Origin of the sequence: Pseudomonas serboccidentalis (assembly GCF_028830055.1) — a bacterium.
In the GTDB taxonomy this organism is placed as follows: Bacteria; Pseudomonadota; Gammaproteobacteria; order Pseudomonadales; family Pseudomonadaceae; genus Aquipseudomonas; species Aquipseudomonas serboccidentalis.
On the sequence record NZ_CP101655.1, the window covers coordinates 2,347,168 to 2,373,000 of the forward strand.

General features: G+C 61.0%; 25 protein-coding genes and 1 other RNA gene. 8 read left to right on the forward strand and 18 right to left on the reverse strand.

What is annotated here, in order from left to right:
- The first annotated feature begins 40 nt into the window (after positions 1 to 40).
- Positions 41 to 137: signal recognition particle sRNA small type (ffs, locus tag NN484_RS10820), an RNA gene on the forward strand.
- Between the two features lie 228 nt (positions 138 to 365).
- The gene (locus tag NN484_RS10825; RefSeq protein ID WP_127652039.1) at positions 366 to 2,315 is read left to right on the forward strand and encodes a hypothetical protein; all 1,950 of its coding nucleotides are present in this window, start codon (positions 366 to 368) and stop codon (positions 2,313 to 2,315) included.
- A 114-nt stretch (positions 2,316 to 2,429) separates the two neighbouring features.
- Here the strand turns inward: NN484_RS10825 and NN484_RS10830 are convergent, their stop codons facing one another.
- Positions 2,430 to 2,555: a hypothetical protein gene (locus NN484_RS10830; RefSeq protein ID WP_274659080.1), complete on the reverse strand. Its 126-nt coding sequence runs from the start codon at positions 2,553 to 2,555 to the stop codon at positions 2,430 to 2,432.
- A 135-nt stretch (positions 2,556 to 2,690) separates the two neighbouring features.
- Between NN484_RS10830 and dnaX the strand changes: the two genes are divergently transcribed.
- The 5 genes from dnaX to NN484_RS10855 all read left to right on the forward strand — a co-directional run bounded on the left by dnaX (position 2,691) and on the right by NN484_RS10855 (position 8,475).
- Positions 2,691 to 4,790, forward strand: a complete 2,100-nt coding sequence (gene dnaX / locus NN484_RS10835) for a DNA polymerase III subunit gamma/tau (protein ID WP_274659081.1) — start codon at positions 2,691 to 2,693, stop codon at positions 4,788 to 4,790.
- A 68-nt stretch (positions 4,791 to 4,858) separates the two neighbouring features.
- Positions 4,859 to 5,197 (forward strand): YbaB/EbfC family nucleoid-associated protein, encoded by a 339-nt coding sequence (locus NN484_RS10840; protein ID WP_102358119.1) that lies wholly within the window; start codon positions 4,859 to 4,861, stop codon positions 5,195 to 5,197.
- A 273-nt stretch (positions 5,198 to 5,470) separates the two neighbouring features.
- Positions 5,471 to 6,505 carry an NADP-dependent oxidoreductase gene (locus tag NN484_RS10845; RefSeq protein WP_274659082.1) on the forward strand — a complete coding sequence of 345 codons (1,035 nt, stop codon included), beginning with the start codon at positions 5,471 to 5,473 and terminating at the stop codon, positions 6,503 to 6,505.
- Between the two features lie 66 nt (positions 6,506 to 6,571).
- On the forward strand, positions 6,572 to 7,174 hold the full coding sequence (gene recR, locus NN484_RS10850) for a recombination mediator RecR (protein WP_127652042.1): 603 nt from the start codon (positions 6,572 to 6,574) through the stop codon (positions 7,172 to 7,174).
- Between the two features lie 152 nt (positions 7,175 to 7,326).
- Positions 7,327 to 8,475 (forward strand): acyl-CoA dehydrogenase family protein, encoded by a 1,149-nt coding sequence (locus NN484_RS10855; protein WP_215501063.1) that lies wholly within the window; start codon positions 7,327 to 7,329, stop codon positions 8,473 to 8,475.
- 90 nt (positions 8,476 to 8,565) lie between these two features.
- Here NN484_RS10855 and NN484_RS10860 read toward each other — a convergent pair whose 3' ends face one another.
- From NN484_RS10860 to NN484_RS10900, 9 genes are all read right to left on the reverse strand, one after another.
- Positions 8,566 to 9,114, reverse strand: coding sequence for an adenine phosphoribosyltransferase (locus NN484_RS10860; RefSeq protein WP_127652044.1), 549 nt, complete (start codon positions 9,112 to 9,114; stop codon positions 8,566 to 8,568).
- Between the two features lie 78 nt (positions 9,115 to 9,192).
- Entirely contained in the window at positions 9,193 to 9,927 is a 735-nt protein-coding gene (gene fnr / locus NN484_RS10865) for a fumarate/nitrate reduction transcriptional regulator Fnr (protein WP_025110355.1), read from the reverse strand.
- 169 nt (positions 9,928 to 10,096) lie between these two features.
- On the reverse strand, positions 10,097 to 11,479 hold the full coding sequence (hemN, locus tag NN484_RS10870; RefSeq protein ID WP_274659083.1) for an oxygen-independent coproporphyrinogen III oxidase: 1,383 nt from the start codon (positions 11,477 to 11,479) through the stop codon (positions 10,097 to 10,099).
- 282 nt (positions 11,480 to 11,761) lie between these two features.
- A complete protein-coding gene (locus tag NN484_RS10875) occupies positions 11,762 to 12,445 on the reverse strand; it encodes a sulfite exporter TauE/SafE family protein (RefSeq protein WP_127652046.1) in 684 nt (227 codons plus the stop codon).
- On the reverse strand, positions 12,438 to 12,650 hold the full coding sequence (gene ccoS, locus NN484_RS10880) for a cbb3-type cytochrome oxidase assembly protein CcoS (RefSeq protein WP_025110359.1): 213 nt from the start codon (positions 12,648 to 12,650) through the stop codon (positions 12,438 to 12,440). Before ccoS ends, NN484_RS10875 begins: the two co-directional genes overlap by 8 nt.
- Positions 12,651 to 12,672: 22 nt before the next feature.
- On the reverse strand, positions 12,673 to 15,123 hold the full coding sequence (locus tag NN484_RS10885; protein WP_274659084.1) for a heavy metal translocating P-type ATPase: 2,451 nt from the start codon (positions 15,121 to 15,123) through the stop codon (positions 12,673 to 12,675).
- 131 nt (positions 15,124 to 15,254) lie between these two features.
- On the reverse strand, positions 15,255 to 15,794 hold the full coding sequence (locus NN484_RS10890) for a FixH family protein (RefSeq protein WP_127652048.1): 540 nt from the start codon (positions 15,792 to 15,794) through the stop codon (positions 15,255 to 15,257).
- 11 nt (positions 15,795 to 15,805) lie between these two features.
- A complete protein-coding gene (ccoG, locus tag NN484_RS10895; protein WP_274659085.1) occupies positions 15,806 to 17,221 on the reverse strand; it encodes a cytochrome c oxidase accessory protein CcoG in 1,416 nt (471 codons plus the stop codon).
- Between the two features lie 177 nt (positions 17,222 to 17,398).
- On the reverse strand, positions 17,399 to 17,563 hold the full coding sequence (locus NN484_RS10900; RefSeq protein ID WP_215501060.1) for a hypothetical protein: 165 nt from the start codon (positions 17,561 to 17,563) through the stop codon (positions 17,399 to 17,401).
- 251 nt (positions 17,564 to 17,814) lie between these two features.
- Here NN484_RS10900 and NN484_RS10905 point away from each other — a divergent pair, with 251 nt between their 5' ends.
- On the forward strand, positions 17,815 to 18,819 hold the full coding sequence (locus NN484_RS10905; RefSeq protein WP_274659086.1) for a metallophosphoesterase family protein: 1,005 nt from the start codon (positions 17,815 to 17,817) through the stop codon (positions 18,817 to 18,819).
- Positions 18,820 to 18,873: 54 nt separating this feature from the next.
- On the opposite strand, the gene ccoP (NN484_RS10910) is transcribed toward NN484_RS10905, so the two are convergent.
- From ccoP (NN484_RS10910) to ccoN (NN484_RS10945), 8 genes are all read right to left on the reverse strand, one after another.
- Positions 18,874 to 19,857 (reverse strand): cytochrome-c oxidase, cbb3-type subunit III, encoded by a 984-nt coding sequence (gene ccoP / locus NN484_RS10910; protein ID WP_127652053.1) that lies wholly within the window; start codon positions 19,855 to 19,857, stop codon positions 18,874 to 18,876.
- On the reverse strand, positions 19,854 to 20,039 hold the full coding sequence (locus tag NN484_RS10915) for a CcoQ/FixQ family Cbb3-type cytochrome c oxidase assembly chaperone (protein WP_003175465.1): 186 nt from the start codon (positions 20,037 to 20,039) through the stop codon (positions 19,854 to 19,856). Before NN484_RS10915 ends, ccoP (NN484_RS10910) begins: the two co-directional genes overlap by 4 nt.
- Positions 20,040 to 20,045: 6 nt before the next feature.
- Positions 20,046 to 20,654, reverse strand: coding sequence for a cytochrome-c oxidase, cbb3-type subunit II (gene ccoO / locus NN484_RS10920; protein WP_024164411.1), 609 nt, complete (start codon positions 20,652 to 20,654; stop codon positions 20,046 to 20,048).
- Entirely contained in the window at positions 20,654 to 22,096 is a 1,443-nt protein-coding gene (ccoN, locus tag NN484_RS10925) for a cytochrome-c oxidase, cbb3-type subunit I (protein ID WP_127652054.1), read from the reverse strand. Before ccoN (NN484_RS10925) ends, ccoO (NN484_RS10920) begins: the two co-directional genes overlap by 1 nt.
- Positions 22,097 to 22,595: 499 nt before the next feature.
- Positions 22,596 to 23,552, reverse strand: a complete 957-nt coding sequence (gene ccoP / locus NN484_RS10930) for a cytochrome-c oxidase, cbb3-type subunit III (RefSeq protein WP_274659087.1) — start codon at positions 23,550 to 23,552, stop codon at positions 22,596 to 22,598.
- Positions 23,549 to 23,746 carry a cbb3-type cytochrome oxidase subunit 3 gene (locus NN484_RS10935; protein ID WP_102358145.1) on the reverse strand — a complete coding sequence of 66 codons (198 nt, stop codon included), beginning with the start codon at positions 23,744 to 23,746 and terminating at the stop codon, positions 23,549 to 23,551. The genes ccoP (NN484_RS10930) and NN484_RS10935 overlap by 4 nt, the downstream gene beginning before the upstream one ends.
- Before the next feature lie 3 nt (positions 23,747 to 23,749).
- Positions 23,750 to 24,358, reverse strand: a complete 609-nt coding sequence (gene ccoO, locus NN484_RS10940; protein WP_003223389.1) for a cytochrome-c oxidase, cbb3-type subunit II — start codon at positions 24,356 to 24,358, stop codon at positions 23,750 to 23,752.
- Positions 24,359 to 24,368: 10 nt separating this feature from the next.
- Positions 24,369 to 25,793, reverse strand: coding sequence for a cytochrome-c oxidase, cbb3-type subunit I (ccoN, locus tag NN484_RS10945; protein WP_041067879.1), 1,425 nt, complete (start codon positions 25,791 to 25,793; stop codon positions 24,369 to 24,371).
- Between the last annotated feature and the right edge of the window lie 40 nt (positions 25,794 to 25,833).

Genomic DNA, 25,833 nt, shown 5'->3' on the forward strand with positions numbered 1-25,833 from the left:
GGCGCGGCTCGCCGACAGGTGAGTGTCGTTATGGTGACCCCATCGGTCCCCCCGCAACGATTACCCGTGAACCTGGTCAGATCCGGAAGGAAGCAGCCACAGCGGGAACATTGTGTGCCGGGGTGTGGCTGGTGGGGTTACCACCTTAACGAACATCGAACGCTTCAACAGAACTGCATGGGTTTCGCCCACTGCGGTTTTTTTATGCCTGCGATTCGAGTTTTCACGCCAGCCTCTGTGGGAGCGAACCTGCTCGCGAAGGCAACGCCCCAATGCCTGTTCGGCCTTCGCTGCGCAACAGTGGCATACTCCACCGTCTTGCTGCGCGCGTCGTTGACAAGTTCGCGCCCTGGCTACGAGGTTGTATGCACCCGGAACATCACGATTTATCCACTGCCGTTTACTTGCCTGTGACGGATGAAACCTGCGCGAGCCTGTTGCAGCCAGAGGGCGTGAAAACCCTCGGCGAGCTGACGGACGCGCAATTGGCCGCGGTGCTGGTCATTCAGAATCTGGCCCAGGCGGCCGAAAAGGATCTCACCGCCGCCGCGGCGGAGAAGGTCCTGGCCAAGTTGATTGCATGGGCGGTCGATGGCCGGGCAGGGCTGTTGTCCGAGGCGCAGCGACTGTTCGATCCGCGCCAGTTGTACTTCGGGCTCAACGCCATCCGGCGGCTGAACCTGCGATTGCTGTTGGCCGACGAAGTATCGGCGCAGGATTACCTGCTGCCTGATGGCAAATGGGATGACGAGTTCAAGACGCGCCACCACGCCGCCAACAATCCGTTCAGCCAACAGATGATCAGCCCCATCCATCGCGAGCGCTGGCTGAGCGCGGCACAAGACAAACTGGTCAGGACCTTCCGCGCCAATCTGGACGAAGACCTGCACGTGCAGGGCTACGCCGGGATCGGCAAGAGCCATCTGCTCGGTGCCTTGACCGAGTGTCTGCGACCGGAGAAAACCCTGCTGCTGGCGCGCACCCCGGAAAAACTGGCCACGCTCGGTCAGCGCATGGGCATTACCGGTGATCGCAAGCCCGGCATCACTTTCGAAGCCTTCGCGCGCGGGCTGATACACGGTCGCAGACCGCAGCCGGCGGGTGCTGCCGCCAGGTTGGCGAGTAAGCAGAGTGTGGCGCAGGAACTGAATATCCTCGGCTTTCGCGGCCATGATGCGCAACGGACCTTCAACGTTTGCCTGGAAACCCTTGAGCGCTATTGTCAGTCCCGGGACTACAGCCTGAGCGCCCAGCATCTGCCGTATTTCCAGCTTTCGTTGTCCAGCCTTGAGTCCAAGGTGCTGCTGGAATATTCCAGCCGCGTCTGGACCTATCTTGAGGCCAACCCGGCATGGGGGCGGCAGAGCGGCTTCGAAGCGTTGTTGCTGATCAAGCGGGCGAGTCTGGCCGGCTGCGTGGTGCCGCCTCGCTATACCCACGTGCTGATTGATGAGAGCCAGGATATTCCTGCCTCGCTGCTGCAGATCATCGAGCGCGGCCGTCAGGTGCTGATCACCCTGGGCGATGAGTATCAGCACGCCAGCCGAGATCTGGTGAAAAGAAAGCGCGAAGTGCGCCAGAGCGATATCACCTATTCGGTACGCTCCGGCCGCAACGTCGAGCGTCTGGTCAATCCGCTGATTTCCCGGCACTCGGAAAAGACCAAGGTGCCTTTCGAAGGCGCGCGTGAGGCGGACGTCGGAATCGAGTTTTATCCACAAGGCTTTGTGCCGCCCGAAGGTTGCGTGGTGCTGACCGCCTCACCGTGGGACACGATGATGTGGGCCATGCAATTGCACGATGGCAACTGCCTGTTCAGCTTTGCCGACATGAAAGCGCAGCGCGATCTCGAACACTTCATGACCACCGCCATCGAGCTGTTCAAGGTTGACTACTACAGTGCCGAGTACAGCGATAAGGGCCCGCATCGGTATTTCAGCGACTTGCCCGACTGGCAGCAGGTGCGCGAGGCCAATCAGTTCGACGAGGCGTTTCTGTGGGTCGAGGCCGAGCTGCAAAAGGGCTTCAAGGTGGCTGACCTGACCCGTCTGAATCGCATGATCGGCGGCCCCGGCAAGAGCTGCATGCTGATGCAGGCGCAGGAGGCGGGTGGCATGGAGTTCGACCGGGTGCTGCTGACGCCGGAGCTGCTGACCAACGTCAAGTTCAAGGACGCCTATGCGTTCGATGAGCGGATCTGCGCCGTGTACATCGCCATCTCGCGCGCCCGGCAGCAGCTCTATCTGCCGTACGACGTGGTCGAATGGATCGAATTTCATGACTACCAGAAATTCCGCGAGTCGCACGGCTACTGAATACCTGGCCACAATCTCCCTGTAGGAGTGAGCCTGCTCGCGATAGCGGTAGATCATTCACTAAAGGATGGCGGCTGATACACCGCCATCGCCAGCAGGCTCACTCCTGCAGAGTTACGGGTTGTCTTCGGAACTGCCGGTATACAACCGGATCATGTCTCGATCTCCCCCAACATTTTCCGCCACCCCTTGCTGTTGTTCTTCAGGCAGCAGACGCTGGTTGAACCAGTCCAGGGCCATTGATTGCTACGATCCCGGGCTGATATTCCCCCGCCAACAGCAGCTTGGCCATATTAGACGAGCACACCGGATGCAATTTTGCCCTTGCTCCGCTAGCATTAGCCGCTTCAGCTTCCTTCGTTGCGACGGTTTTCGATGAGTTATCAGGTTCTTGCACGTAAATGGCGTCCGCGCTCGTTCCGCGAAATGGTCGGCCAGACCCATGTGCTCAAGGCTCTGATCAATGCCTTGGACAGCCAGCGGCTGCACCACGCGTACCTGTTCACCGGTACGCGCGGGGTCGGCAAGACCACCATTGCGCGGATCATTGCCAAATGCCTGAACTGTGAGACAGGTATCACTTCCAGCCCGTGCGGCGAGTGCTCGGTGTGCCGCGAGATCGATGAAGGTCGCTTCGTCGACCTGATCGAGATCGACGCCGCGAGCCGGACCAAGGTCGAGGACACCCGCGAGCTGCTCGACAACGTGCAGTACGCCCCGAGCCGCGGGCGCTTCAAGGTCTACCTGATCGACGAAGTGCACATGCTCTCCAGCCATTCCTTCAATGCGCTGCTGAAAACCCTCGAAGAGCCGCCGCCGTACGTCAAGTTCATCCTGGCGACGACGGACCCGCAGAAACTTCCGGCAACGATTTTGTCGCGCTGCCTGCAGTTCTCTCTGAAGAACATGACGCCCGAGCGCGTGGTCGAGCATTTGACCCACGTCCTCGGCGCCGAGAACGTGCCGTTCGAAGACGACGCGTTGTGGCTGCTGGGTCGCGCTGCTGACGGCTCGATGCGGGACGCCATGAGCCTGACCGACCAGGCCATTGCCTTCGGTGAAGGCAAGGTACTGGCCGCCGACGTGCGGGCGATGCTCGGCACGTTGGATCACGGCCAGGTCTTCGACGTACTGCACGCGCTGATCGAAGGCGACGCCAAAGCGTTGCTCGAGGCCGTGCGCCACCTGGCCGAGCAAGGCCCGGACTGGAATGGCGTGCTCTCGGAAATTCTCAACGTGCTGCACCGCGTCGCCATCGCCCAGGCGTTGCCCGAAGGTGTTGACAACGGTCATGGCGACCGTGATCGGGTGTTGGCGCTGGCTCAGGCGCTGCCGGCCGAAGATGTGCAGTTCTATTACCAGATGGGCCTGATCGGCCGCCGCGACTTGCCGTTGGCGCCGGACCCCCGGGGTGGCTTCGAGATGGTTCTGCTGCGGATGCTGGCCTTCCGGCCGGCGGACACGGCGGACGCCCCGAGGCAACCGCTAAAGCCAGTGGGGATCAGCCAGGCCACAGTTGATTCCGCAAACTCAGTGGCTGCCGCGCCTAAACCTGCGCCGGTAGTCGCTGCGGCTGTTGCGCCGACGCCTGCACCTGCACCGGTTGTTGCGCCTGCGCCAGTACCGACCCCGGAACCCGCGCCTGTCGTGGTCGCCGAGCCCGCGCCAGAGCCGGCGCCAGAACCCGAGCCGGTCGTCGCCGAAGAGGTCGTCGACCTGCCGTGGAACGATCCGGTCGAACCCGAGCCTGAACCCGCGCAGCAACCGGCCGTCGAACCGGTGTTGGAAACCGCTGGCGAGCAGCCCGAGTTGCCGCCGATGCCGCTGCCGACCCCGGACAGCGTGGTGCCGGATGCACCGGAGTGGGCCGCCGCGCCGATTCCCGAGCCGTCGGTCGCCGAGATCGATGCCGCCACGCCGGGCATGGACCTGGACGACGAACCGCCGCTGGACGAAGACTACATCGAGCCGGACATGGATTCGGCCTACAGCTACCTCGACGACCTGGCCAGCGAACACACCGCCGAGCCGGTTCCGGAACCTGAGCCCGAGCCTGCCGCCGCGCCGGCCACCGGTCTGGCGTTGCAATGGCTGGAGCTATTCCCGCAACTGCCGATCTCCGGCATGACCGGCAGCATCGCCGCCAACTGCACGCTGATCGCGGTCGATGGCGACCATTGGCTGATGCACCTGGACCCGGCGCACAGTGCGCTGTTCAACGCTACGCAGCAACGTCGCCTGAACGATGCATTGAACCAGTTCCACGGTCGCACGCTGACCCTGACCATCGAGCTGATCAAGCCCGAGCAGGAAACCCCGGCGCAGGCCGCGTCTCGTCGTCGGGCCAACCGTCAGCGCGAAGCGGAGGAATCGATCCACGGTGATCCGTTCATCCAGCAGATGGTCCAGCAGTTCGGTGCGGTCGTGCGACACGATACTATTGAACCTGTCGACGCTCTGGTCACTCAGGGCTAATAACTGAAGGCGTTCGGCGTGCATTCGCCGGGCGCTGATTTGATCCAAGTACTTTTGAGGTGATTCCCATGATGAAAGGTGGCATGGCCGGCCTGATGAAGCAGGCGCAGCAGATGCAGGAAAAAATGGCCAAGATGCAGGAAGAACTGGCCAACGCCGAAGTCATCGGCAAGGCCGGTGGCGATATGGTCACCGTGGTGATGACCGGTCGTCACGACGTGAAAAGCGTCAGCATCGACCCAAGCCTGGTTGAAGGCCTGAGCGAAGACGACAAAGAAATGCTGGAAGCCGTGGTCGCTGCCGCCGTCAACGACGCCGTGCGCAAGATCGAAGCCAACAGCCAGGAAAAAATGGGCAGCATGACCGCCGGCATGAACCTGCCAGCGGGTATGAAACTGCCATTCTGATTCGCCATTGCGCGGCAGATGAGCTACACAAAATGCCAGGCATCGCGCCTGGCATTTTTGTTTCTGCCTGATCAGGTACAAACCCTGTAGGAGCTGTCGAGTGAAACGAGGCAGCGATCTTTTGATCTTGATCTTTAAAAGCAAAATCAAAAGATCGCAGCGTGCCGCAGCTCCTGCATAAATCTCGTGCAGTGTCGAAACATCGAACCCGCTACCGCCACAAAGGTCTGCTCCCTATACCCCCTGAATTCCCCATTCACAGGAGACGCTGACATGTCCGACCCTCTGACGCTCAACCAACGCTTCGTCCTCGCCTCGCGCCCGGTCGGTGCGCCGACCCCGGAAAATTTCCGTCTGGAGCGCGAAGCGTTGCCGGACCTCGAAGACGGTCAGGTGCTGTTGAAAACCCTGTACCTGTCGCTCGACCCGTACATGCGCGGGCGTATGAGTGACGCGCCGTCCTACGCCGCGCCGGTACAAATCGGCGAAGTGATGACCGGTGGTGCTGTCAGCCGTGTCGAAGACTCCCGTCATCCGAAATTCCACAAGGGTGATCTGGTGGTCGGCCTCACCGGTTGGCAGAGCCACAGCATCAGCGACGGGCGCAACATCATTCCGATCCCGTCCGGCCTGCCGAGCCCGTCGATGACTCTCGGTGTATTGGGCATGCCGGGAATGACCGCGTACATGGGCCTGATCGACATCGGTCAGCCGAAGGAGGGCGAAACCCTGGTGGTTGCCGCTGCGTCCGGCGCAGTTGGCTCGGTGGTCGGCCAAGTGGCGAAGATCAAAGGTCTGCGCGCCGTCGGCGTGGCCGGTGGCGCCGACAAATGCAAATACGTGGTCGAGGAGCTGGGTTTTGATGCCTGCATCGATCATAAGGCGCCGGATTTTGCCGAACAACTGGCCAAGGCGTGCCCGAATGGCATCGACATCTATTACGAGAACGTCGGTGGTCATGTCTTCGATGCCGTGGTGCCGCTGCTCAACCCCAAGGCGCGAATTCCGCTGTGCGGGCTGATTGCCGGCTACAACGCCTCTGAAGCGCCGCAAGGCCCGGATCGTCTGCCGATGCTGCAACGTACGTTGTTGACCAAGCGTGTGCGGATTCAGGGCTTCATCGTGTTTGACGACTATGGCGACCGTCAGCCGGAATTCATCAGCCACATGGTGCCGTGGGTGCGCGACGGCAAGGTGAAATTCCGCGAGGACGTGGTGGAAGGCCTGGAGCAGGCACCGGAGGCGTTTATCGGTCTGCTGGAGGGGCGCAACTTCGGCAAACTGGTGGTGAAGGTCGCTCAGGACTGAGCATTTGACGCTGGCCGGAGGCGCGGGTATAAACCGCGTCTCGTTGTTTTGTCGGACTTTTTACCCATGAGCTTCAGCCCTTTGATTCGCCAACTGATCGACGCCCTGCGAACCTTGCCGGGCGTGGGTCAGAAAACCGCCCAGCGCATGGCGTTGCAGTTGCTCGAGCGTGATCGCAGCGGCGGCACGCGCCTGGCCCAGGCCCTGAGCCAGGCCATGGAAGGGGTCGGTCATTGCCGTCAGTGCCGCACGCTGACCGAAGACGATCTGTGCCCGCAATGCGCCGATCCGCGCCGCGACGACACGCTGCTGTGCGTGGTGGAAGGGCCGATGGACGTGTATGCGGTCGAGCAGACCGGTTTCCGTGGCCGCTACTTCGTGCTCAAGGGCCATCTGTCGCCGCTCGACGGTCTGGGGCCTGAGGCGATCGGCATTCCGCAGTTGATGGCGCGCATCGAAGAGGCGGGTACCTTTACCGAAGTCATCCTCGCCACCAACCCGACGGTGGAAGGTGAAGCCACGGCGCATTACATCGCCCAGCTTCTCGCCAACAAAGGCCTGATCGCCTCACGCATCGCTCATGGCGTGCCGCTGGGCGGTGAGCTGGAACTGGTGGATGGCGGGACGCTGGCGCATTCGTTTGCCGGGCGTAAGCCGATTTCCCTCTGATCAAAGCAAAAGATCGCAGCCTTCGGCAGCTCCTACAGGGATGCATTCCAATTGTAGGAGCTGCCGAAGGCTGCGATCTTTTGATCTTCTGCATCTTGAAAACCAAGCAAGCGCTCGGTTAACGTCGGCGAACCCTTCGATGGAGCTCGCCCATGCCTGCCTTCCAGGAATACTTCGACCCCAGCCACCAAATGGTCCGTGACAGCGTCAGACGTTTCGTCGAGCGCGAGATCCTGCCGGACATCGACGCGTGGGAAGAAGCCGAAAGTTTTCCCCGTGAGCTGTACCTGAAGGCCGGGGCGGCGGGGATTCTCGGTATTGGTTACCCAGAAGCACTGGGCGGTAGCCACGAAGGTGATCTGTTCGCCAAGATCGCCGCCAGTGAGGAACTGATGCGCTGCGGCTCCGGCGGTCTGGTGGCCGGGTTGGGGTCGCTGGATATCGGTCTGCCACCGATCGTCAAATGGGCGCGCTCTGAAGTGCGTGAGCGCGTCGTGCCACAAGTGCTCAGTGGCGAAAAGATCAGCGCCCTGGCGGTCACCGAGCCCGGTGGCGGTTCCGACGTCGCTAACCTGCAAACCCGCGCTGTGCGTGACGGTGATGTCTATCGGGTCAGCGGCAGCAAAACCTTCATCACCAGCGGCGTACGCGCCGATTGCTACACCGTCGCGGTGCGCACCGGCGCGCCAGGTTTCGGCGGCATCAGCCTGCTGCTGATCGAGAAGGGCACACCAGGCTTCACGGTAGGTCGCCAGCTGAAGAAAATGGGCTGGTGGGCCTCGGACACCGCTGAACTGTTCTTCGACGACTGTCGGGTACCTGTGGGCCATCTGATCGGTGCCGAGAATATGGGCTTTGCCTGCATCATGGGCAATTTCCAGAGCGAACGGCTGGCACTGGCGCTGATGGCCAACATGACTTCACAGCTGGCGCTCGAAGAGGCCCTGAAGTGGGCGCGCGAGCGTGAGGCCTTCGGCAAACTGATCGGCAAGTTTCAGGTGATCAAGCATCGCCTCGCCGAAATGGCCACGGCGCTGGAAGTGTCGCGGGAGTTCACCTACCGGCAGGCGGCGAAGATGGCGGCGGGACAGAGCGTGATCAAGGAGATTTCCATGGCCAAGAATTTTGCCACGGATACCTCGGACCGGATCACCACTGAAGCGGTGCAAATTCTCGGCGGCCTCGGTTACATGCGCGAGAGCCTGGTGGAGCGGCTGTATCGGGATAACCGCATTCTGTCGATTGGCGGCGGGACGCGGGAAGTGATGAACGAGATCATCAGCAAGCAGATGGGGCTTTAAAAGCAAAAGATCGCAGCCTTCGGCAGCTCCTACATTGAGATGGGTGTTTCCCTTTAGGAGCTGCCGAAGGCTGCGATCTTTTGATCTTTACTATTTATCGGTCAACGCAAACTGCGTCAGGCAGAAGGCAGGAATCCCCATGTCTTCCAGACGCTGCGAACCACCCAGCTCCGGCAGATCAATGATCGCCGCCGCTTCATGCACCCGCGCGCCCATGCGGCGGATCAGGTTGGCCGCTGCGATCAACGTACCACCGGTGGCGATCAGGTCATCGAACATCACCACCGAATCACCTTCGCACAGGCTGTCGGCGTGCACTTCGAGGAACGCTTCGCCGTACTCGGTCGCGTAACCTTCGGCCAGCACGTCCGCCGGCAGTTTGCCCTGCTTGCGGAACAGCACCAGCGGCTTGTTCAACTGGTAGGCCAGCACCGAACCGATCAGGAAACCGCGCGCATCCATCGCGCCGATGTGGGTGAAGTCGGCTTCCACATAACGGTGGGCGAAGCTGTCCATCACCAGGCGCATGGCCTTGGGCGACTGGAACAGCGGGGTGATGTCGCGAAAGATCACGCCCGGTTTCGGAAAATCGATCACGGGGCGGATCAGGGATTTGATGTCGAAGGAGTCGAAGACCATCGTCGAGGTGTCCTGGCAGGGCTGCAAACGGCGCAGTATACCCGCGGCTGAAACGCTTCGCTCAACCGCGGATCGAGATCAGCCTTCGAGCGAGCCACCAGCCAGGGCGCAGAGCTGGATCGGGTCGAGGATGTGGATCTCCTTGCCCTCGGCGGCGATCAGTTCATTCTGCTGGAAGCGGGTGAACACCCGGGACACGGTTTCCACCGCGAGGCCCAGGTAGTTGCCGATTTCGTTGCGCGACATGCTCAGGCGGAACTGGTTGGCCGAGAACCCGCGAGCGCGGAAGCGGGCCGACAGGTTGACCAGGAACGTGGCGATGCGCTCGTCGGCGGTTTTCTTCGACAACAACAGCATCATTTGCTGGTCGTCACGGATCTCGCGGCTCATCACGCGCATCAACTGGCGGCGCAGCTGTGGCAGTTGCAGAGCCAGTTCGTCGAGGCGTTCGAAAGGAATTTCACACACCGAGGTGGTTTCCAGGGCTTGGGCCGACACCGGGTGTTTCTCGGTGTCCATGCCGGACAGACCGACCAGCTCGCTCGGCAGGTGGAAACCGGTGAGCTGCTCTTCGCCGGTGTCGCTCAGGCTGAAAGTCTTGAGGGCGCCGGAGCGTACTGCATAAACGGAATCGAAGGTGTCGCCCTGGCGGAACAGGAACTCGCCTTTTTTCAGCGGGCGACCACGTTTAACGATTTCGTCCAGCGCATCCATGTCTTCCAGATTCAGAGAAAGTGGCAGGCAGAGAGGGGCCAGGCTGCAATCCTTGCAATGGGCCTGGTTATGAGCGCGCAGTTTGACTGGCTCGGACATTTCTTAAATCCTTGTGGGAAAACACACATAAGCCGTAAGGGTAACCTACGGGAGGACATTCAGGCCAGTCCACGGCGAGATTGCCCCACGGGCATAAGGCCGCAGGGCAAACAATAGGCGCGGGGTGTTCGCGAGACTCGCAAGGAATCGGTTTCATGGGCAGGACGTTTCAGATCACCCGCGAGAAGCGCTGACGGTTCTGCTGTTCCAGATACGCGTCGAACACCATGCACACCGAACGCACCAAGAGGCGTCCGGCCGGCAATACTTCGATCCTTTCGCGATCCAGCGTGATCAAGCCATCGTTGGCCATGTCTTGCAGTTGTGGCCACAGCGCGCCGAAATAACCTTGAAAGTCGACGTTGAACGCTTGCTCGATCTCGGCGAACTCCAGGCTGAAATTACAGATCAGTTGCTGGATTACTGCCCGGCGCAGGCGGTCGTCGGCGTTGCACACCAGGCCCCGGCTGGTCGCCAGTTGCGCGGCAGCGAGGCTGTTCTGGTACTGGTTGAGGTCGCTGCTGTTCTGGCAGTACAGGTCGCCGATCTGGCTGATCGCCGACACCCCCAGACCAATCAGATCGCAATGGCCGTGCGTGGTGTAGCCCTGAAAGTTGCGTTGCAGGGTCTGTTCTTCCTGGGCGATCGCCAGCTCATCGTCGGGCAGGGCGAAGTGATCCATGCCGATGTAGCGATAACCGGCGGCGGTCAGTTGTTCGATGGTGCGCTGGAGCATTTCCAGTTTTTGCGCCGGGCTCGGCAGCTCGTTGCTGTTGATCCGCCGCTGCGGCATGAAGCGCTCCGGCAGGTGCGCATAGTTGAACACCGAGAGCCGGTCCGGCTGCAGGCTGATGACTTCTTCGACAGTGCGCGCGAAGTTCTCCGGCGTCTGCTTGGGCAGGCCGTAGATCAGGTCGATGTTGATCGAGCGAAATTGCAGGGTGCGCGCCGCATCGATTACCGCGCGGGTTTCTTCCAGACTTTGCAGGCGATTGACTGCGCGCTGCACCGCCGGATCGAGGTCTTGCAGGCCGATACTGACCCGGTTGAACCCCAGCTCGCGCAACAGGCCCATGGTCGACCAGTCGGCCTCGCGTGGGTCAATTTCAATGCCGTAGTCGCCGGAATCGTCATCCAGCAAATTGAAGTGTTTGCGCAGGTGCGCCATCAACTGCCGCAGTTCGTCGTGGCTGAGGAAGGTCGGGGTGCCGCCGCCGAAGTGCAGTTGCTCGACTTTCTGCGCCGGTTCCAGGTGGCAGGCAATCAGCTGGATTTCCTGCTCCAGCCGTTGCAGATATGGCTGTGCGCGGCCGCGATCCTTGGTGATGACCTTGTTGCAGGCGCAGTAGTAGCAAATGTTCGCGCAGAACGGCACGTGCACGTACAGCGACAACGGGCGCAGCGCCTTGCGGCTGTCGCGCAGGGCATGGAACAGGTCGAACGTGCCGACCTGACTGTTGAATTGCACGGCCGTCGGGTACGAGGTGTAGCGCGGCCCCGCCAAGTCGTAGCGGCGGATCAGATCAGTGTCCCAACGAATGGCGTCGAGCATGCGGGCATTCCCCCGGATAGGCTGGCAGTGTGGCGAGTCTATCGGGCGGCGGTGAGGGGGCTCTTGATTTGCATCAAGAGCATAAGAGCAAAAGATCGCAGCCTGCGGCAGCTCCTACAGGGAAACACATTCCAAATGTAGGAGCTGTCGTTTTTTTTGTGGCGAGGGGGCTTGCCCCCGTTGGGCTGCGCAGCGGCCCTCTGCAATCAGGCAATTAGAACATGTTGTCCGGATTTACGACTGCTGCGCAGCCGGACGGCGGCAAGCCCCCTCGCCACAGTTTTAATGGCCCATGAGCCAATGCTGATGCGGCCCCGGCAGCGTCCAGATCCCAAACAGAATCACCAGCAAGCCACCCGTCATGCGCACGCTGCGTTTGCGCAACAGCGCGGTCACACGCTCGGCGGCGAGCCCCGTGGCGAGCAGCACCGGCCATGTGCCCAGGCCGAAGGCGAGCATCAATAACGCACTGTCTAGCGCATTGCCCTGGCTCGCCGACCACAGCAGCGTGCTGTAAACCAGCCCGCACGGCAGCCAGCCCCACAGCGCGCCGAGCAGCAATGCCCGCGGCAGAGTCGACACCGGCAGCAAGCGGTTGGCCACGGGTTGGATATAGCGCCATAAGCCACGGCCAAGGCTTTCGATGCGGGTCAGGCCGCTCCACCAGCCGGCCAGATACAGGCCCATGGCGATCAGCAGCAATCCGGCGAGAATGCGCATGAACATCGCCGCCGGGCTGTTCGCCACCGCCCAGCCGGCCAGACCGATCAGCAGGCCGGCAGTGGCGTAGCTGAGGATGCGTCCGAGGTTGTACGCCAGCAGCAAACGAAAGCGCCGGCTGCGCTGTTCCTTGGGAATCGCCAGGGTCAGCGCGCCCATCAGGCCGCCGCACATGCCCAGACAATGACCGCCGCCGAGCAGGCCGAGGATCAGCGCCGAAACCAGCAGGGGCGCCAGCTCAAGCATGGGGTGGCGCCTTGTCCTGCGGCTTGTCGGACTTGGCTTCGTCCACGGCAGCGGTGTGGTTGGGGTCCTGATCATCGAACAGGATGCTGTGGGCCGGGCCGTCGAGGTCGTCGTACTGACCGCTGTCCACCGCCCAGAAGAAGATGTACACGGCGATGGCCACGATCAGCAGGGCGGCCGGGATCATCACGTAAAGAGCTGGCATCGCTACTCCAGGCCCGCGCGGCTCAAGCCGGCAACGGGCGGGTTTCTGAGCGGGTGCCGGCGACCGGCGCACTCGGCAGGCGAGTCAGGCGCAGGGCGTTGAGCACCACGGTCAACGAACTGATCGACATACCGACGGCGGCCCACACCGGGGTGATCCAGCCGAGGGCGGCGAACGGCAACATGAGGCCATTGTACAGCGCCGCCCACAGCAGGTTCTCGATGATTACCCGGCGGGTGCGTCGAGCCAGCGTGAATGCCTGCACCAGCGCGTCGAGGCGATTGGACAGCAGCACCGCATCGGCACTGGTTTTCGCCAGATCGGTGGCCGAGCCCATGGCCACGCTGATGTCGGCGGCGGCCAGCACCGGGACGTCATTCACGCCGTCGCCGAGCATCAGCACTTTGCGACCCTGTGCGTGCAGTTGTTGCAGCACTTGCAGTTTGTCGTCCGGGCGCAGCCCGCCACGGGCCTCGTCGATGCCCAGCTCGGCGGCGACACTGGCAACCATCGGCGAGCTGTCGCCGGACAGCAGCAGCGTGCGCCAGCCACGGGCCTTGCACGCGGCAAGCAGCGCGGGGGCATCGTCGCGCAGGCGATCATCGAGAACGAACCAGGCCAATGGCCCCTGATCGTCACCGAGCAGCAGCCATTGTCCCGGTTCATTCGGCATCGCCGGTATAGGTTTGCCGCTGAGGTCGCAGACAAATGCGGCCTGACCGATGCGCAAACGCTGTGCGCCGACCAGCCCTTCGAGCCCAAGCCCCGGCGTGCTGTGGACTTCTTCGGCGGCCAGCGGTGCGCGGCCAAAGGCGCGGGCAATCGGGTGTTCCGAACGGTTTTCCAGCGCAGCGGCAAGGCTCAGGCACTGGTCGCTGTTCAGCGTGCCCAGCGGGCGAATCGAGCGCAAAACCAGGCGCCCCTCGGTGAGGGTGCCGGTCTTGTCAAAGATCACCGTGTCGATCTGGTTCAGGCCTTCGAGCACATGGCCGCGAGTGAGCAGCAGGCCGAGTTTGTGCAAGGTGCCGGTGGCGGCGGTGAGGGCGGTTGGCGTGGCGAGCGACAGCGCACAGGGGCAAGTCGCAACCAGCATCGCCAGGACGATCCAGAACGCCCGCGACGAATCCAGTTCCCACCACAACAGGCCGATGGCCGCCGCGGCAATCAGCGACAACAGCAGGAACCATTGCGCGGCACGGTCGGCGATTTCCGCCAGTCGCGGTTTCTCGGCCTGGGCGCGATCGAGCAGGCGGACGATGGCCGACAGCCGTGTGTCCTGACCCAGCGCCAGCACTTCGACGGTCAATGCGCCTTCGACATTCAGTGTGCCGGCGGTTACGGCGTCACCGGTCATGCGCGGCTGCGGCAGGTATTCGCCGGTGAGCAGCGATTCGTCGATGCTCGACTGGCCGTCGAGGATCTTGCCATCCGCCGGCAGGATCGACCCCGGTTGCACCAGCACCCGGTCGCCCAGACGCAGTTCGCTGAGCAGAATGCGTTCGCTCTGGCCGCTGTCGTCGAGGCGCAGGCACGAGGCTGGCAGCAGGTTGACCAGTTGCGCCGTCGCGGCGGCGGTGCGCTCGCGGGCGCGGCGTTCCAGATAACGCCCGGCGAGCAGGAACAGCGCAAACATCCCGACCGCGTCGAAATACAGTTCGCCGACCCCGGTGATCGAGGTCCAGATCCCGGCGATGTACGCGCTGCCAATCGCCAGCGACACCGAGACGTCCATGGTCAAGTGACGGGTGCGCAGATCACGCATCGCGCCTTTGAAGAACGGCGCGCAGCTGTAGAACACGATCGGCGTGGTCAGGAACAGCGCGACCCAGCGCAGAATTGTGTGCAGTTCGGGGCTGAGATCAATGTTGAATTCCGGCCAGGTCGCCATGGTCGCCATCATCGCCTGGAACCACAGCAGCCCGGCGACGCCGAGCTGGCGCAGGGCCAGACGGTTTTCGCTGGCCAGTTGTTCGCTGGCGCGGTCGGCCTGATACGGGTGGGCGGCGTAACCGATGTGACGCAGTTCGGCGAGGATCTGGCTCAGCGGCAATTGCGCGTCGGCCCAGCGCACGTGCAGGCGATGGTTGGACAGATTCAACCGCGCCTCGGCCACCGCCGGCAGGGTGCGCAAGTGTTTCTCGATCAGCCAGCCGCAGGCGGCGCAACTGATGCCCTCCATCAGCAAGGTGGTTTCGGCGAGTTCGCCTTCGTGACGGACGAAAGGCTTTTGCACATCGGCGCGGTCGTACAGCGCCAGTTCATCGGTCAGTTGCACCGGCAGCGCTTCGGGGTTGGCCGAGGCTTCACTGCGGTGTTGGTAATAGCTGTCGAGACCACCGGCAACGATGGCTTCGGCCACGGCCTGACAGCCGGGGCAGCAGAATTCGCGGGACTCCCCGAGCACGATGGCGGTGAAGCGACTGCCGGCCGGAACGGGCAGGGCGCAGTGGTAGCAGGGGAGTGGGGTGGTCATCAGATTTTCACTAATACTGCCGAATCAACACCATTCCTGTAGGCGCTGCCGCAGGCTGCGATCTTTTGACTTTACCTTTTCAAGGCAAGATCAAAAGATCGCAGCCTGCGGCAGCTCCTACAGGGTTCGGTTTATTTTTTCAGGTCTTCGGCGCCCTGCAGGGGTTCATCTCCCAGCAGCAGATCCTTGTCATGGCTGACCAGTTCTTCTTCGAACATGCGCCACACGTGATCATCCTGAGTACCCAGCAACTCGACAAACCGGCGGCCCTCGACCTTATCGCCCAGCTGGCCGATGTAGCGACCGGTTTCGGTTTCGCTGCGAGTCAGGACGATCTTGCGATCCTTCTCCGGCTGGGTCGGCGAGATCAGGTTCAGTTCCAGGGTTTTCGGCTGGCTGTCGCCGCTCAGGCGCAGGTCGACTTCGCCGGTGAGGTCATCCAGGTGCACGCTGGCGCGCATCTTCAGGTTCTGCGCCAGCAACTCGCGATCCAGTGAACGGTTGATGCCCTTGCCGGCCTCGTAATAGTTGTCGTTGACCAGATTGTCCGGGTTGTTCACCGCAATGGTCACCATCGACAGGGTCAGGGTCACCGAACAGGCCAGAATCGCGATGATGATCCATGGCCAAAGGTGCTTGTACCAAGGGCTGGCGGCGTTTGCTGCGGGCATGTTCAGTTCTCTCAACGGGTTTGTGGGCCGATGAATCGGCTCTTGGCTTCAACGTGAACGCTGTCGTCGTCGGCATCCTTGAGGATGAATTTCACCTCGTTGGTGCTCGACGGCAATTGTTCCGGTGCGCTCGACAACTCCACCGGCATGCTGAAGATTTCACCGGCCGGGACCTTGATCTCGCGTTTGCCCTGCAGGCGCAGATCCGGCAGACCGGCGGCTTCCAGCACGTAGGTGTGGTCGCGCTGATCCTTGTTCATGATCTTCAGGCTGTAGACGTTTTCGATCCGGCCTTCGGCGTTCTCGCGGTACAGCACACGGTCCTTGCTGACGTCGAAGCCGACCAGCGAACGCATGAAGAACGCCGTCACCAACAGGCTGATCATCGTCAGCAGCACTACCGCATAGCCAATCAGGCGTGGCCGCAGTTTATGGGTTTTCTGGCCTGACAGGTTGTGTTCGGTGGTGTAGCTGATCAGCCCGCGCGGGTAGTCCATCTTGTCCATGATCGCGTCGCAGGCATCGATGCACGCGGCGCAGCCGATGCACTCGATCTGCAGGCCGTCGCGGATGTCGATACCGGTCGGGCAGACCTGGACGCACATGGTGCAGTCGATGCAGTCGCCCAGGCCCAGGGCCTTGTAATCGACGCCTTTCTTGCGCGGGCCACGGCTTTCGCCGCGACGCGGATCGTAGGAAACGATCAGGGTGTCCTTGTCGAACATCACGCTCTGGAAACGCGCGTACGGACACATGTAGATGCACACCTGCTCGCGCAGCCAGCCGGCGTTACCGTAGGTGGCGAGGGTGAAAAAACCGACCCAGAAGTACGACCAGCCATCGGCCTGGCCGGTGAAAAACTCAAAGACCAGTTCGCGGATCGGCGAGAAGTAGCCGACGAAGGTCATGCCGGTGACGAAACCGATCAGCAGCCACAACGAATGTTTGGCGAGCTTGCGCAGGAACTTGTTGCCGCTCATCGGCGCCTTGTCGAGCTTGATGCGCTGGTTGCGGTCGCCTTCGGTGACCTTCTCGCACCACATGAAGATCCACGTCCACACGCTTTGCGGGCAGGTGTAACCGCACCAGACGCGACCCGCGTAAACGGTGATGAAGAACAGGCCGAACGCGGCAATGATCAGCAGGCCGGAAAGCAGAATGAAATCCTGCGGCCAGAAGGTCGCGCCGAAGATGAAGAACTTGCGTTCCGGCAGGTTCCACCATACGGCCTGATGGCCGCCCCAGTTGAGCCACACCGTACCGAAATACAACAGGAACAGGGCGGCACCGCCCATCATCCGCAGATTGCGGAACAGGCCGGTGAAAGCACGGGTGTAGATTTTTTCTCGAGAGGCGTAAAGATCGACGCTGTTGTTCGCGTTCTTGCTGGGCGGTGTAACGTCGTGTAGCGGAATCTGGTTGCTCATCATTGCATCCCACGGCAGTGGAAAAATGCCTCGGTCGATACATGCCGACCGCGGTCAGAAAGAGATCTTGCAGTGGCGCAATGATACGCCTGTCGCCCTAACTCAAGGGTGCGACCTTTGGTCGCGTTGGGAAAAAAGCGTTATTGGTGTAGCGAATGCGGTAAAGCCTGATGCAGATCAATTGACTTGTTGAGTATGGACAGTTTTGGCGCTGCCGCTCACTTCTCGTTCGCGCGTGGCCAGGGCCACGGATTCCTCGGGGGCGTCCGATGATTGGGGGGCGTGATCGATTTCCGTGAGTGTGTGCTCAACCGATTGATGGGTTTCGTCGTCATTCAGCATAGCGGCTTCATCCTTGAAGTGGCTCCGATGCGGGTCATCGGGCTGTGGAGGACCCTACAGAGCAAGGTGAATAGAGTCCATCAGGCATGTGTCTCAAAGTATTAATTTCAAGGGCTGTACCCATGTTGTGGAAATATCATTAGTTAATTAATGGGTTTTAAATTCTTATTGCTTTCGAATAGCTTGGTGGCTGTTCTGCAATCGCTGGGTTGCATGTTCAAGTTTGATAATTAACGGAATAATGGAATGTTATGAAGATCAAGGAAGTTAAAAAGCTTTTCGCTGGTTTGTGCCTGTTATCGCTGGCCTCTTTCGCCAGTGCCAATGAAAGCGTTCCGCAGCACATGGTATTTGCCTCAGACCCGCAATACCCGTGGACGGAAAAATCGGACAGTGGTGAAGATGAGTCGAGCGCGGACTTCGACAAGCGTTCGAAGTGGCTGGTGGAAAGCCAGTTCGCGAGTATTGCGCAGTTTCGCAGCGAGATGGGCGGACAGGCTGCCGTGCCATTGATGATCAACGGCGACATGACCGCTTTCGGCCACGGCTGGCAGCGTTCGTTTGTAGGGACGATGCTGAAGAAGCACTTTGGTGATCACTATCTCTATGGCCTGGGTAATCATGATTACCAGAACAATGTGGGCGACTGTTTTAGTGAAAGTTGTGCGGCGGGGAGTATTGTCGATTATCGCGATCATCACGTTGATAAAGTCGATCAGTTCGATCTTGAAGTGAGCGGCAGTTTCCTGAATAAGCTCTATCTTGGCAGTCTGGCTTATTCAAAGAACATCGGGGAAGTGCATCTGGTACAACTGAATAATGAACCGACTTACCAGGTAAGGATTTCCCACGCGCTGAACCCGACAACATTCGATATCAGGCAGTCGCTGGATTGGCTGGAGAATGATTTGCGAATGGCGCGAGTGCAGGGCTACGCGATCATTATCAACATGCACAAACCCTATGACTGGGCGGGCAGTTGGGATCAGGAAAAGCGTTTTCGCGAAATGATCGAAAGGTATGAGGTGACGGCAATATTCGCGGGCCATTTCCACGCCGAGGGTGGCAGCAAGACTTACCTGGGGAGCGTGCCGATGTTCCTCAGTGGTGCGACGTCGCAGCAGACCTACCTGACCGCCAGTTTTTCCACGGACCGCAAGCAACTGGAGGTGAGCCTGGTCGAGGGTAATCAGTGGCGCAATCGTAAGCCGGTCGCCACAGTGCCGGTGAAGTCGATCTGGGCCAATCGACCATAAAAAATCCCCCGCCAGGTCACTGGCGGGGGCTTTTTCCTGCGTCAGGCGTTGGCTTTACTGGGCCTCGGCTTCCGCGGGTTTGTCACCGTGGGACAGGCTGTAAACATAGGCCGCCAGCAAGTGCACCTTGTCGTTGCCTTGCAGTTGTTCCTGTGCAGGCATCTGGCCCTGACGGCCGTAACGGATGGTCTGCTGCAGCTGCGCGAAGCTCGAACCGTAGATGAACGCGGCCGGGTGGGTCAGGTTGGGCGCGCCCATGGCCGGGGTGCCTTTGCCTTCCGGACCGTGGCAGGCCACGCAGTTGGCGGCGAACAGCTTCTGGCCGTTGGCCGGGTCAGCCTTGGTGCCTTCCGGCAGCTTGCGGCCGTCGAGCTGGGTGACCACGAAGGCCGCCACGTCGGCTACGCCTTGTTCGCCGATCACTTCGGCCCAGGCCGGCATCACCGCGTGACGACCGCCCATGATGGTGGTCTTGATGGTTTCCGGTTCGCCGCCCCAGCGCCAGTCGGCGTCAGTCAGGTTCGGGAAGCCATAGGCGCCCTTGGCGTCGGAACCGTGGCACACCGAGCAGTTGGAGGCGAACAGACGGCCGCCCATCTTCAGTGCTTGCGGGTCCTTGGCGACTTCTTCGATTGGCATCGCCGCGAACTTGGCGAAGATCGGACCGAACTTGGCGTCCGAACGAGCCATTTCCTTTTCCCACTCATGCACGCCGGTCCAGCCGGTCTGGCCGTTGGCGAACGCCGTCTGCTTGTCGTTATCGAGGTAGTTGTAGCCCGGCAGCAGGCCTTTCCAGTTGCCCAGGCCCGGGTACAGCACCAGATAACCCAGTGCAAACACGATGGTGCCCACGAACAGCATGAACCACCATTTCGGCAGTGGGTTGTCGTACTCCTCGATCCCGTCGAAGGAGTGGCCCACGGTCTCTTCCGTCTGTTCGCTACGCTGGCCCTTGCGGGTCGACAGCAGCAGCCAGGTCAGGGAAAAGATCGTACCGAGACTGAGGACTGTGACGTACAGACTCCAGAATGTAGTCATTCTTTGTTACTCCTAGAAGCTTGCTCGACGTGCTTGATGGCTTCGGGATCATCCGCAAAAGGCAGCAAGGTCGCGTCTTCGAACTCCGACTTGCGCTTGGGGCTGAACACCCACAGCGCCAGACCGATGAAGGCCACCATCACAACGACGGTGCCCAGGCCACGAATCATCCCGATATCCATTAAGAATCACCGTTTGCTTTTGATGATGGTGCCCAGGCCTTGCAGATAGGCCACCAGCGCGTCCATTTCGGTTTTGCCCTTCACGGCATCTTTTGCACCGGCGATGTCTTCGTCGGTGTAAGGGACGCCGAGCGTGCGCAACACTTCCATCTTCTTGGCCGTGTCTTTGCCGTCGAGCTTGTTTTCCACGAGGAACGGGTAAGCCGGCATTTTCGACTCAGGTACCACGTTGCGCGGGTTGTACAGGTGCGCACGCTGCCAGTCATCGGAGTAACGACCGCCAACCCGGGCCAGGTCCGGACCGGTACGTTTGGAGCCCCACAGGAACGGGTGGTCCCAGACGCTTTCACCGGCGACCGAGTAGTGGCCGTAGCGTTCGGTTTCGGCACGGAACGGACGGATCATCTGCGAGTGGCAGCCGACACAGCCGTTGGCGATGTAGACGTCGCGGCCTTCCAGTTCCAGCGCCGAGCGCGGCTTCATGCCTTCGACCGGCTTGTTGGTGACGTCCTGGAAAAACAGCGGAACGATCTGGGTCAGGCCGCCAATGCTGACGGCAATGACCATGAAGAAGGCCAGCAGGCCAATGTTCTTCTCGACAGCTTCATGCTTCATCAGTGAGCTCCAACGACAGCGATCTGGGCGGCGGCTTCGGCTTCAGCCGGGTTCGAGGCGCGCACGGTGCGCCAGACGTTGTAAGCCATCAGGAACATGCCGCTGGCGAAGAATGCACCGCCCAGGGCACGGACGATGTAGCCCGGGTGGCTGGCCTGCAGCGCTTCGACGAACGAGTAGGTAAGGGTGCCGTCATCGTTGATTGCACGCCACATCAGGCCCTGAGTGATGCCGTTGACCCACATCGACGCGATGTACAGTACGGTGCCGATGGTGGCGAGCCAGAAGTGCGCGTTGATCAGGCCGACGCTGTGCATCTGCGCACGACCGAACAGTTTCGGGATCATGTGGTAGACCGCGCCGATCGAGATCATCGCCACCCAGCCCAGAGCGCCGGCGTGTACGTGGCCGATGGTCCAGTCGGTGTAGTGCGAGAGCGAGTTGACGGTCTTGATCGCCATCATCGGACCTTCGAAGGTCGACATGCCGTAGAACGCCAGGGAAACCACGAGGAAGCGCAGGATCGGGTCGGTGCGCAGCTTATGCCAGGCGCCCGAGAGGGTCATCATGCCGTTGATCATGCCGCCCCAGCTCGGTGCCAGCAGGATGATCGACATTGCCATGCCCAGCGATTGTGCCCAGTCCGGCAGTGCGGTGTAGTGCAGGTGGTGCGGGCCGGCCCAGATGTACAGGGTGATCAGTGCCCAGAAGTGCACGATCGACAGGCGATAGGAGTAGATCGGACGTTCGGCCTGTTTCGGCACGAAGTAGTACATCATCCCCAGGAAGCCGGTGGTCAGGAAGAAACCCACGGCGTTGTGGCCGTACCACCACTGGATCATCGCATCGGTCGCGCCCGAGTAGGCGGAGTAGGACTTGAAGAGGCTGACCGGCAAGGACGCGTGGTTGACGATGTGCAGCATCGCGGTCACGACGATGAATGCGCCGTAGAACCAGTTACCGACGTAGATGTGCTTGGTCTTGCGCTTGGTGATGGTACCGAAGAACACCAGCCCGTAGGAGACCCAGACAATGGCCAGCAGAATCGCGAGTGGCCATTCCAGTTCGGCGTATTCCTTGGTGGTGGTGTAACCCAGCGGCAAGGTGATGATTGCGCCGACTATGACCGCTTGCCAGCCCCAGAAGGTGAAGGCGGCGAGGCTGTCGGAGATCAGTCGCGTCTGGCAGGTTCGCTGCACGACATAGTAGGAAGTGGCAAACAGTGCACAACCACCGAAGGCGAAAATCACCAGGTTTGTGTGCAACGGGCGCAGGCGTCCAAAGCTCGTCCACGGCAGACCGAAGTTCAACTCCGGCCAGACCAGTTGCGAGGCGATGAAGACACCGAGCCCCATGCCAAGGATCCCCCAGACCACCGTCATGATGGCGAACTGGCGGACTACCTTATAGTTATAAGCAGTCGGACTGATTGCTGTGCTCATTCTAAGGTTCCACGGTTTAGGTGTTTTATTAGGATTAAAATCGGCCGCAAGTATGCAGAGAGCAAGGGGTCATTGCAACGCGCCATGACCTGGGTCAATGCTTTCCAACGCTGATTCTGCGGCCTTTCCATACGCCGCGTAAGGACAAAATTGGCCTCGGACAAAATGTCGCAGCGGACGAAAAAAGCGAGGGGTTCAGGTCAGTTGTAACGGGGTGTGTTCGAACGCAGTGATCGGGTGACGGACGGTCATTGGCGCGACAGCCGGTATCTACCGGGCTTTGCGCCCTGTCAGTCAGGCGATTTGTCGAACACATCGCTCAAGGTCGACCTGCAACCGGCACGGGCCAGTCCGCATCGTGCAAGCGTAGACCCGAATCGGGGGATCCGAAAGGAGAGGGTGTGACGGGGTGCGACAAAAAGAAGCAGCTGCGAGCTGAAAGCTGCAAGCGACAAGATGGTTCAAGTCGCCTGCAGGTTTGTATACAGTTTTGTTGATTTTACTTGGAGTTTTCAGCTTGAAGCTTGTCGCTCAATTGATCACTATCTTTTGAAAGGCTGTATACATATGCGGCGAGCAATTGCACTTTATCGTTGCCCAGCAGTTCGTTCTGCGCCGGCATGTGACCCTGGCGGCCATGGCGGATGGTCTGCTCAAGCTGCGTCAGGCTGGTGCCATAGATAAATCCGGCCGGGTGCGTCAGATTCGGCGCCCCCATGGCTTCAGTGCCTTGCCCGGTTGCGCCATGACAGGCGATGCAGGTGGTGCTGAACGCTTGCTGTCCGGCTTGCAGGTCCGCCTTGCTGTCGGCGGGCAGCGGCAGGCCGGCCAGCTCGTGACGCACATACGCCGCGACGTTCTTCACGCCCGCCTCACCGAGCACTTCGCCCCAGGCCGGCATCGCCGCCATCCGTCCACCCATGATGGTGGTCTTGATGGTCTCGGCACTGCCGCCCCAACGCCAGTCCTTGTCGGCCAGGTTAGGGAAACCGAAGGCGCCCTTGGCGTCGGAGCCGTGGCACACCGAGCAGTTGGAGGCGAACAGCCGGCCACCCATTTTCAGCGCCTGCGGATCCTTCGCCACTTCTTCCACCGGCATGGCGGCGAACTTGGCGAAGATCGGTCCGAATTTGGCGTCGGCCTTGTTCATTTCCTTTTCCCACTCGTGGACGCCGGTCCAGCCGTCCTCGTAGCCGGGCAGGACACCTTTCCAGTTGCCCAGGCCCGGATACAGGATCAGGTAGCCCACGGAGAACACCAGCGTGCCGGCGAACAGCATGAACCACCACTGCGGCAGCGGGTTGTCGTACTCCTCGATGCCGTCGAAGCTGTGGCCCATGGTCTGATCGACGCTGCCCTTGGTCTCGCCCCGGCGGGTGCCGATCAGCAGCCATGTCAGGCCGATCAGGCTGCCGATGGTCAGTACGCAGATCCACGTACTCCAGAAGGTGGTCATGGCCGGGTACTCCTTGTCTCAGATGCTGGGGTAGTGTCGGGTTGCGGCTCGTCGGCGAACGGCAGCAGGCGCGCTTCGGCGAACTCCGGGGTACGCTTGCGGTTGAACACCCATAGGGTCAAACCGACGAAGGCGACGAACACCACGACGGTGCCGAGGCCGCGAATCAGGCCTGCACTCATTTCAATGACCATGGCTCACCTCTTGCTCTTGATCGCAGTGCCGAGCACTTGCAGGTAGGAGACGAGGGCGTCCATTTCGGTCTTGCCCTTGAGGCTGGCCACCGCGCCGCTGATGTCGTCGTCGGTGTACGGCACGCCGAGGGTGCGCATGGTCTTGAGCTTGGTTTCGGTGTGGCTGCTGTCGACCGCTTGCGTCACCAGCCACGGGTAGGCCGGCATTTTCGATTCCGGCACGACGTTGCGCGGGTTGTACAAGTGCGCGCGGTGCCAGTCATCCGAGTAGCGCGCGCCGACCCGGGCCAGGTCCGGACCGGTACGCTTGGAGCCCCACAGGAACGGGTGATCCCAGACGCTTTCACCGGCCACCGAGTAGTGCCCGTAGCGTTCGGTTTCGGCACGGAACGGCCGGATCATCTGCGAGTGGCAACCGACGCAGCCTTCGCGGATGTAGATGTCGCGGCCTTCCAGTTGCAGCGCGGTGTAGGGCTTCATGCCTTCCACCGGTTTGTTGGTGACGTCCTGGAAGAACAGCGGGACGATCTGGGTCAGGCCGCCGATGCTCACGGCGAACACCATCAGCAGCATCAGCAGGCCGACGTTCTTTTCAATCGTTTCGTGTTTCATGGCGGACTCCTCAGGCCATCTGCGCGGCAGCAACGACATCAGCAGGCTGCGAGGCCCGCACGGTGCGCCAGGTGTTGTAAGCCATCAGGAACATGCCGCTGAGGAAGATCGCGCCGCCCACCAGTCGCACGATGAAGCCTGGGTGGCTGGCCACCAGGGTTTCGACGAAGGAGTAGGTCAGCGTGCCGTCCTCGTTCACTGCGCGCCACATCAGGCCCTGAGCGATGCCGTTGACCCACATCGACGCGATGTACAGCACGGTGCCGATGGTCGCGAGCCAGAAGTGCGCGTTGATCAGGCCGATGCTGTGCATCTGCTCTTTGCCGAAGACTTTCGGGATCATGTGGTACAGCGCGCCGATGGAAATCATCGCCACCCAACCCAGAGCGCCGGCGTGCACGTGGCCGATGGTCCAGTCGGTGTAGTGGGAGAGGGCGTTGACGGTCTTGATCGCCATCATCGGACCTTCGAAGGTCGACATGCCGTAGAACGCCAGCGACACCACGAGGAAACGCAGGATCGGGTCGCTGCGCAACTTATGCCAGGCGCCCGAGAGGGTCATCATGCCGTTGATCATGCCGCCCCAGCTCGGTGCCAGCAGAATCAGCGACATCACCATGCCCAGCGACTGCGCCCAGTCCGGCAGCGCGGTGTAGTGCAAGTGGTGCGGGCCGGCCCAGATGTACAGGGTGATCAAAGCCCAGAAGTGCACGATCGACAGGCGATACGAATACACCGGACGTTCGGCCTGCTTCGGCACGAAGTAGTACATCATCCCGAGGAAACCGGCGGTGAGGAAGAAACCCACGGCGTTGTGGCCGTACCACCATTGCACCATCGCGTCGGTTGCACCGGCGTACACCGAGTAGGACTTGGTGAAACTCACTGGCAATTCAAGGTTGTTGACGATGTGCAGGATCGCTACGGTGATGATGAACGCGCCGAAGAACCAGTTGCCCACATAGATGTGCTTGGTTTTGCGCTGCATGATCGTGCCGAAGAACACGATGGCGTAGGCGACCCAGACGATGGTGATCAGGATGTCGATCGGCCATTCCAGCTCGGCGTATTCCTTGGAACTGGTGTAGCCCAGTGGCAGGCTGATCGCCGCCAGGAGGATCACCAGTTGCCAGCCCCAGAAGCAGAACGCGGCGATTTTTGGCGCGAACAGCTGCGTCTGGCAGGTGCGCTGCACCGAGTAGAACGAACTGGCGAACAGCGCACAGCCACCGAACGCGAAGATCACCGCGTTGGTGTGCAGCGGGCGCAGACGGCCGAAACTGGTCCATGGCAAATTGAAGTTGAGTTCAGGCCAGACCAATTGGGCGGCGAGAAAAACCCCGAGCCCCATGCCGACGATGCCCCACACCACCGTCATAATGGCGAATTGGCGGACCACCTTGTAGTTGTAGGCGGTACTGATAGAAGTGTTCATGGTTCCCCATCCACGGTTCAGCCGAAGTGAGCGCGCGCGA